The following is an 8,040-nucleotide window of genomic DNA, read 5'->3' as shown; positions in this document are numbered from 1 at the left end:
GCGCCGCTCTCGCGGGATGTCCTCGAACGCGAACGCGAGCGAAACCCGGTCCGGGAAACGCGCGAGCGCCTCGGGTCGTGGTGAGCCGTTCGATTCCCGGCGCGATCGAGCGTCTCGACGGGCGAGCACCGAGCGCGGGATCGATCTGGTGATCCCGACGAACCGTCGAGACTCTGCGGGTGTCCCGGCTGGACCGATCCGTCGGCTCGTCGGTGCGATCGCCCCGCGGCCGTCCTCGCAAAACCGCATTGAGGCGTGTCAATACGATGGGTGCGTGTAAGCCGTCCCGGACTGGACGGGAAACCCTATGAGTCGGCGAAACGCGGTCGGGTTCGTGTTGCTGGGTGCCGTCTGGGGTTCCTCGTTTCCCGCCGTTAGAGCCGGCGTCCAGGAGGCGCCGGCCGTGCTGTTCGCCGCGCTTCGACGCGGTCGCCGTCTTCGTGCTCGGGTTCGCGATACTCGCGGGCGGTCGGTGGCGACCCCGACGATCGGATCTGGCGGGCATCCTGGCCGCCGGGGCGCTGGTGATCGGGTTGCACAACGTCCTCTGGTTCGTCGGCCAGCAGTACATCACGAGCGCCGTGGCGACGGTCGTCATCGCCGCGGTGTCGATCCTGGCCGCCGGGTTCTCGCGCCTCGCCGTCCTCGGACTCGTCGGTCTCGGACTGGGCTTTCTCGGCACCGCGGTCGTCGCCGAGCCGAACCCTGAGACGTTGACGGCGAGCCGGGCCGTCGGCGTCGGCCTCGTCTTCGCCTCGGCCGTCGCCCTCGCTCTCGGAACCGTCCTCGTCTAGTGGGCCAGAACCGACCTGCCGGTCGTGGCCCTGCAGGGGTGGGCGATGGTCGCCGGCGCGCTCTCGATGGACCTCGAGAGCCCCAGGCCGTCGAGCGGACGTCGACGGTCGTCCTCTCGCTCCTCTACCTGGTACCGATCGCCGGCTGTTTCGGCTACCTGCTATCTTTCACCTACTCGACGAACTGGGCTCGGTCGAACTCACGCTGGTAAACTACGTCATCCCCGTGTTCGCCGCCCTGGTCGGCTGGCTCGCGCTCGCGAAGGGGCTCGACGGTTCCACGGTCGCCGGCTTCGTCCTGGTGGCGGTCGGCTTCGTCCTCGTAAAGCGACGGGTGCTTCGCTCGCCCCTCCGACGACGGATCTCGGCGGCGCCGTCGGGTCAGACCGGGTCACGGGAGGAGTGAGATCAGGGTACCCGGTGCGGACTACCCGGCGATGGCCGATTGCTGGGATCGACCGACCTGGATTACCGGGCGAGGGCAGACTGGCGATGTCGGGTCGTCTGGACGACGGCAGTGGGCCGTCCCGCGGGGCGAACCGCCGGGTCCGTCACAGCACCCGCGCGACGTCCTCGGCGAAGTACGTCAGGATCAGGTCCGCGCCCGCGCGCTTGATGGACAGCAACGATTCGTGCGCGACGTCCTCCAGGTCGAGCCACCCCCTCTCGGCGGCGGCGTGGAGCATCGCGTACTCGCCGGAAACGTTGTACGCGGCGACGGGGTGAGCGAACTCGCGGCGGACGGCCGAGACGACGTCGAGGTACGGGAGCGCGGGCTTGACCATCAGGACGTCCGCCCCCTGCTCGACGTCGAGGGCGACCTCGCGCATCGCTTCGCGGGCGTTGGCGGGATCCATCTGGTAGTGTCGGCGATCGCCGAACGACGGAGCCCCGTCGGCGGCGTCCCGGAACGGGCCGTAGAAGGCGCTCTCGTACTTCGCCGCGTAGGACATGATCGGGACGTGCTCGAACCCCGCTCGATCCAGCGCTCCGCGGATCGCCGCGACCATGCCGTCGATCATGCCGCTCGGCGCGATCATGTCGGCGCCCGCTTCGGCGTGGGAGACGGCGATCGTTTCGAGCGCCTTCAGGGTGGCGTCGTTGTCGACGGTGAGGGTCGGGTCGGGACCGGCGTCGCGGTCGCACGCGCCCGCATCCGGCGCGTCCGCCGCCGCCAGTTCGTCGCGCAGTTCCTCTTCCAGGGGCCCGCAGTGGCCGTGGTCGGTGTACTCGCAGAGACAGACGTCGGTGAGCACGTAGGCGTCGGTCTCGGCGACGATCCGCCGGGTCGCCTCCTGGACGACGCCGTCGTCGGCCCACGCGCGCGTACCTTCGGGGTCCTTCGATCGCGGAATGCCGAACAGCATCACCGCCTCGACGCCGGTCGCGAGCACCTCCTCGACGCGCACCACGCTCTCCTCGATCGGGACGCGCTCGTGGCCCGGCATCGACTCGATGGGGACGCGCTCGTCCGCCGTCGCGTCGACGAAGATCGGCGCGACGAGGTCCGACGGCGCGAGCGACGTCTCGCTGACGAGGCCCCGAAGGCGATCCTGGCGCAGCCGGCGGGGCCGGCGGGTGAGGTCCATGTGCGTGGTATGGCGGATGGGTCGCAAAAAGGTGTCCGCTCCGCGTCGAGCGGGAGGGCCCGTCGACCCTCGTCTGCGACGTCCGCGGGCGACCGCGTCGATCCGCCGGGCGTGATAGACCGCCCCCGCGTCGACCCGTTTGGCGTGATAGACCGCCCTCGCGTCGACCCACCCGGCGCGTCAGAGCGCGGCCGCCACGACCAGCCACGCCAGCCCGACCGCCGCCAGCGACAGGACGAGGTTCCCGCCGGCGTTGGCGACGGCCACCCGCCGATCGCCGCGCTCCCACAGCTGGACGGTCTCGACGGAGAACGTCGAGAACGTGGTGAACGCGCCGCAGACGCCGACGCCGACGAGCTGGACGACCGACTCCTCGGCGCCGGCGAAGACGACGAGTCCGAAGACGAAGCTGCCGACGGCGTTCACGAGCAGCGTCGGCCACGGGAGCCGGTCGCCGGCGACCGAGAGGTAGACCCAGTGACGGAGGACCGCGCCGATCGCCCCGCCCGTTCCGACCAGGTGGGCGGGCTGGGGCTCGGAGGAGAGCAGTGCCGGGAGGAGTCCGTCGATCACGCGTCGTCACCCCGGACGAGATCCGCCAGCGCCCGCCCCGCGAGCACGGCCCCGAAGCCGAGGCCGTAGTTGGCCGCCACGTAGCCGAGCCCGAGCGCCGGCCCGCCCGCGGTCGCGGTCCAGAACGCGAAGCCGCTGTAGGTCGTCAGCGACGAGAGGAAGCCGGTGGTAAAGAGCAGCCGCGACGTGCGGTCGACGATCCCGGTGTAGCGGGCCTCGTAGATCAGAAAGCCCAGCAGGAGGCTGCCGAGAACGTTCGCGACCAGGATCCCCGCGAGCGGGTCCCCAACGTCGATCGCCAGGAACCGCAGGTTGGCGCCGGCGAAGCCGCCGACGCCGACGATCGCGAGCGTCTCGAACCGCGCGAGGTGGTCGTCGAGTCCCATGGTCGTTCCCGTCGAGTCCCGGTCCGGGCCGGCTCCGGCGGTCGTCCCGGGGGTCGCGCTCGACCGTCGGCGATTCCGTTCACGGGAGGTCTACAAGAGGGTTCGGAATTTCGGGCGGTCGGGATCGACTCACCGGCCGCCGGTCAGCTCGTCGACGGCGCGGCGGTACCACCGGTTCACTCGCCCGGTCACGCCGCCGGTCGAGGTGAATCGATTCGTCGCGCGGCCGGCGCGGTCGGACTCATCCGGGTCGGATTCCCGCACCAGGCGTCCGGACTCCCGCCGAGCCTCCGGAGGGAGGTCGCTCTCGACCAAGACGGCCCCGCCGCATTCGCGGCACTCGAGGTAGGCGTTCATCCCCGCGTCCTGCCCGACGCGGACCGTCCGCTCGTGATCGCAGCCGCCGTCGCCGCCGATGGCGAAGGCGGCCGCGCCGTCGGGATCGGTCCCGTCGCGGCCGTCGGCGTCGCGCATGTGTTGGAGAATGTTTGTTGGTACCACATATCAATGTGCGGGTCGTCCGGGCGCCGACCGGTCGCCCCGTCGGCTCCGGCGCGATCGGTTTCGCGGGGCGTTCCGCCGGATGGCCAGCCTTTTTGGCCGCCGCCCCCGCCCGTGGTGGTATGGGAATCGGCGACGTCACCGAAGTCACGGTCGGCGACTGCACTGACCTCCACCGCCTCGACACGGGGATGTACGACGCCGCCGAGTACGGGGCGGTCTACCTGCTCGACGACGAGCGACCGGCGATCGTGGATACGGGGATCGGGGCCGAGCACGAGCGGATCCTCGACGCGATCGACGATGTCGGGATCGGCCGAGACGAACTCGAGGTGATCGCGGTCACCCACGTCCACCTCGATCACGCCGGCGGGGCGGGTTACGTCGCCGACGCCTGCCCGAACGCGACCGTCTACGCGCCCGAACGCGGCGGCCACCACCTCGTCGACCCCTCCCGACTCGTCGCGGGGACGAAGGCGGCCGTCGGCGACCAGTGGGAGTTCTACGCCGAGCCGAAACCGGTGCCCGAGGACCGCCTGTCGACCTACGAGGACGGCGACGTGATCGACCTCGGGGCCCACGAGTTGCGGGTCCACTCGGCGCCGGGCCACGCCCCGCACCACCACGTCTTCGAGGATCCGGCGAACGACGCGATCTTCGTCGCCGACGGGGCCGGCCTCTGGGTGCCCGCGATCGAGGAGGTGCGGCCGACGACGCCGCCGCCGCAGTTCGACCTCGAGACCTGCCTGGCGGACGTCGGAATGCTGAAATCGATCGATCCGTCCGTCCTGTGTTACGCCCACTTCGGCGCCCGCGAGACCGGCGACGCGCTGGAACGCTACGAGACCGTTCTGACCGAGTGGGTCGAGGCCGTCGCGGAGAAACGCGAGGCGATCGGCGACGACGAGGCCGTGATCGAACACTTCGCCGAGACCACCGACCTCGACGCGGTCTGGGGCGAGCGCAAGGCCCGCGGCGAGATCGCGATGAACGTCAGGGGCGTGTTCGCCTACCTCGACGGGCTCGAGTGACGTCGTCCGACGGTCGGCTGGCGCGAGATCGGCGGAGGCGGAGGGCGTGGCCGGCGAATGCACGGTCGGACGCTGACGCCCCACGAGCTGCCCGACGCCGGCGAGCGCACGGTCGGACGCCGACGCCCCCGAGCGGTCCGACGCCGACGCCCCCGAGCGGTCCGACGCCAACGACCGCGAGCGGCCCGACGCCGGCGAGCGGCGTTGTCGGAGCGCCGAGCCGTTTGCTCACGATCTGTCACGTTCTCGCCACGATCCGTCAGTTCTCGGGACGAACCGGTTCGCCATCGCCGCCTTCGGGCGAATAAACGCCTAACAATCGTAACGCAAATCCTCACCTTTTATCGTGCGTGGGACACATTCACGCGTATATGAGCTGGCGGGAAGCGGAACGGGAGTACGAGGACGACGTGATCGGCGAGACGACGCTCGGTCGCCTCTTCGAGGACGGCGCCGAGCGCCACGCGAATCGACCGGCCCAGATGTACAAGGGCGGCGTCTATGAGCGGACGCTGACGCCGGACGTGTTGCCCGAGCCCGCGGCGGGCGAGTGGGCGACGATCACCTACGGCGAGATGCGCGACGCCGTCAAGAAGCTCGCGACGGGCTTTCGGGAGCTGGGCGTCGCGACGGGCGACCGGGTGGGGATCTTCGCCGCCACCCGGATGGAGTGGGCCCAGACGGACTTCGCCCTCCTGAGCGCGGGGGCGGTTATCACGACCGTCTACCCCGGTTCGTCGCCGTCGAAGGTCGAGTACCTGCTGGGCGACTCCGGCGCCGAGGCGGTCGTCGTCGAGAACCAGGAGCTGCTCGAACGCGTCCTCGAGGTCGAAGACGAACTCGACCTCGAGTTCGTCGCGTCGTTCGACGAACTCTCGGGGTACGACGACCGCGACGACGTCTACGAACTCGCGGACGTCTACGAACTCGGCGCCGACGCCTACGACCCCGACGCCTACCAGGAGTGGATCGACGAGCCCGACCTGGACGACCTGGCGAGCCTGATATACACCAGCGGGACGACCGGCAAGCCGAAGGGCGTCCAGCTGACCCACCGGAACTTCCGGTCGAACGTCAACCAGGTCAGAAAGCGGGTCGCGCCCCGTCCCGACAAGGACCCCGACGTCCCCTCGATCGACGAGGAGACGCGCGTGGTCTCGTTCCTGCCGCTGGCCCACGTCTTCGAGCGGACGGCCGGCCACTTCCTGCTGTTCGGGAGCGGGTCGTGCGTCGCCTACGCGGAGAGTCCGGACACCCTCCAGGAGGACTTCGCGGCGGTCGGGCCGACCGGCGGGACGTCCGTCCCGCGCGTGTACGAGAAGATCTACGACGCGATCCGCGAGCAGGCCAGCGAGTCCTCGGTCAAAGAGCGGATCTTCGAGTGGGCGGTCGACGTCGGCGTCGAGTACCAGAAGGCGGACTCCCCCGGCGCCGTCCTGGAGGCAAAGCGCAAGATCGCCGACAAGCTGGTGTTCTCGACCGTCCGCGAGGCGCTGGGCGGCAACATCGAGATGCTCATCAGCGGCGGCGGCAGCCTCTCGAAGGAGCTCGGCTACCTCTACCACGCGATGGGGCTGCCGATCTACGAGGGCTACGGCCTCACCGAGACCTCGCCGGTCGTGACGACGAACCCGCCGGAGGCGCCGGAGATCGGCACCATCGGTCCGCCGATCGTCGACATGGAGATCGAGATCGACGAGTCCGTCGTGACAGACGACGCCTTCGCCGACGACCCCGGCGAGGTGGGCGAGCTGGTCGTCAAGGGGCCGAACGTGAGCCAGGGGTACTGGAACAAGCCCGAAGCGACCGAGCGCGCCTTCACTGAAGATGGCTGGTTCCGCACCGGCGACATCGTCCACCTGCGACCGGACGGCTACCTCGAGTTCCGCGAGCGCGCCAAGCAGATCCTCGTGCTCTCGACGGGCAAGAACGTCGCGCCCGCGCCGATCGAGGACGCCTTCGCCGCCAGCCAGGTCGTCGAGCAGGCGATGGTCGTCGGCGACGGCCGCAAGTTCGTCTCCGCCGTCCTGGTACCGAACTTCGAGCACCTCGCGGACTGGGCCGACGAGAACGACTACGATCTGCCCGAGGACCCCGAGGCGATCTGTGCGGACGACCGCGTCCGCAACTACGTCCAGGTCGAAGTCGACCGCATCAACGACCCCTTCGAGACCCACGAGACGATCAAGAAGTTCCGGCTCGTCCCCGAGGAGTTCACCGAGGAGAACGATCTCTTGACGCCGACGATGAAGAAGAAGCGTCGGACGATCTCGGATCGGTTCGCCGACCGGATCGAGGAGATGTACGCGGAGACCGAAGCCGAGGCGGAGGCGTAGACGCACTCACCGTCGGTTCCGGCCGCCCGTTCGGAAGCGGGCCCGCTCACTCGCGTTCCCCGAGCGACCGCAGTCGCCGGTCGAGGCCGCCGACCAGACGGCCGCCGGCGCGCTTACCGCCCAGCGCGCACTCCCTGAGGATCGGCGCGCCGTCGTAGAGCCAGAGGAGGGCGGCCAGGCCGGCCAGCCCGAGCTGGGCGAGGACGTACGTCGACGGATCGCCGCCGGTCAGCTCGGCCCGGTACTGGCCGAGGAAGTGGACGAACTGGTCGGCGAACCCGGGTTCCTCGTGGTAGGTCGCGCCCCGTTCGACCGGCCAGAGGAGGATCCCGAACTCGACGACGTCGCCGCGATAGTAGCCGTCGAGGACGTCCGCCGGCAGGTGGAGCAGGTAGCCGACCGCGAAGGCGAGTCCGGCCCGGCCCCGTCCCCACCGACGGGCGAGCAGGCCGACGGCGATCGAGAGCGGGACGGCGACGAAGATCGAGTGGCCGAGCGCGTAGCCGCTCTCGAAGACGCCGTACTCCCAGGCGAGGGGCTTGTCGATCAGGTCGGGAAGCACGGAGGCGAAGATCACGGCGAACGCCTCGGGACCGTCGGGCGAATCCCGATAGTAGAGGTGACAGAAGAGCGAGTACGCCACGTAGCCGACGATCGCGTGTTCCCACGGCCACATGAGCGTGACCGGGTGGCCGATGCGTGTTGTTATGGCCGCGGTACCCGGCGAGTAGGCGGTCGTAGTGCCAGGGAACGTGACGAGTAGGCGGACCCAGTGCCCGGTACGCGATGGCTAGTCGGCCGTTTCGATCGGGGCGCACGCGCGTTAGCCC

General features: G+C 70.0%; 9 protein-coding genes. 4 read left to right on the top strand and 5 right to left on the bottom strand.

Annotated elements, in window-relative coordinates:
• Window positions 1–440 precede the first annotated feature (440 nt).
• Both QZT59_RS14435 and QZT59_RS14430 read left to right on the top strand, forming a co-directional pair.
• The gene (locus QZT59_RS14435; RefSeq protein ID WP_290817890.1) at window positions 441–794 is read left to right on the top strand and encodes a hypothetical protein; all 354 of its coding nucleotides are present in this window, start codon (window positions 441–443) and stop codon (window positions 792–794) included.
• A gap of 226 nt (window positions 795–1,020) precedes the next feature.
• Entirely contained in the window at window positions 1,021–1,200 is a 180-nt protein-coding gene (locus QZT59_RS14430; protein WP_290817888.1) for a hypothetical protein, read from the top strand.
• 145 nt (window positions 1,201–1,345) lie between these two features.
• On the opposite strand, the gene hemB is transcribed toward QZT59_RS14430, so the two are convergent.
• The 4 genes from hemB to QZT59_RS14410 all read right to left on the bottom strand — a co-directional run bounded on the left by hemB (window position 1,346) and on the right by QZT59_RS14410 (window position 3,816).
• Window positions 1,346–2,383, bottom strand: a complete 1,038-nt coding sequence (gene hemB, locus QZT59_RS14425; RefSeq protein ID WP_290817886.1) for a porphobilinogen synthase — start codon at window positions 2,381–2,383, stop codon at window positions 1,346–1,348.
• Window positions 2,384–2,563: 180 nt separating this feature from the next.
• The gene (gene crcB, locus QZT59_RS14420; RefSeq protein ID WP_290817883.1) at window positions 2,564–2,956 is read right to left on the bottom strand and encodes a fluoride efflux transporter CrcB; all 393 of its coding nucleotides are present in this window, start codon (window positions 2,954–2,956) and stop codon (window positions 2,564–2,566) included.
• Window positions 2,953–3,342 carry a CrcB family protein gene (locus QZT59_RS14415; protein ID WP_290817880.1) on the bottom strand — a complete coding sequence of 130 codons (390 nt, stop codon included), beginning with the start codon at window positions 3,340–3,342 and terminating at the stop codon, window positions 2,953–2,955. The genes crcB and QZT59_RS14415 overlap by 4 nt, the downstream gene beginning before the upstream one ends.
• Window positions 3,343–3,471: 129 nt before the next feature.
• A complete protein-coding gene (locus tag QZT59_RS14410; protein WP_290817877.1) occupies window positions 3,472–3,816 on the bottom strand; it encodes a hypothetical protein in 345 nt (114 codons plus the stop codon).
• A gap of 149 nt (window positions 3,817–3,965) precedes the next feature.
• On the opposite strand from QZT59_RS14410, the gene QZT59_RS14405 reads away from it, so the two are divergent.
• Window positions 3,966–4,874 (top strand): MBL fold metallo-hydrolase, encoded by a 909-nt coding sequence (locus QZT59_RS14405; RefSeq protein WP_290817874.1) that lies wholly within the window; start codon window positions 3,966–3,968, stop codon window positions 4,872–4,874.
• 371 nt (window positions 4,875–5,245) lie between these two features.
• Window positions 5,246–7,210, top strand: coding sequence for a long-chain fatty acid--CoA ligase (locus QZT59_RS14400; RefSeq protein WP_290817871.1), 1,965 nt, complete (start codon window positions 5,246–5,248; stop codon window positions 7,208–7,210).
• 46 nt (window positions 7,211–7,256) lie between these two features.
• Here the strand turns inward: QZT59_RS14400 and QZT59_RS14395 are convergent, their stop codons facing one another.
• A complete protein-coding gene (locus QZT59_RS14395; protein WP_290817868.1) occupies window positions 7,257–7,886 on the bottom strand; it encodes a metal-dependent hydrolase in 630 nt (209 codons plus the stop codon).
• Window positions 7,887–8,040 lie beyond the last annotated feature (154 nt).

Source organism: Halovivax sp. (assembly GCA_007119345.1).
Lineage (GTDB): Archaea > Halobacteriota > Halobacteria > Halobacteriales > Natrialbaceae > Halovivax.
The sequence above is the reverse complement of the archived record's forward strand: the minus strand, read 5'-3'. Positions and strand labels throughout refer to the sequence as shown.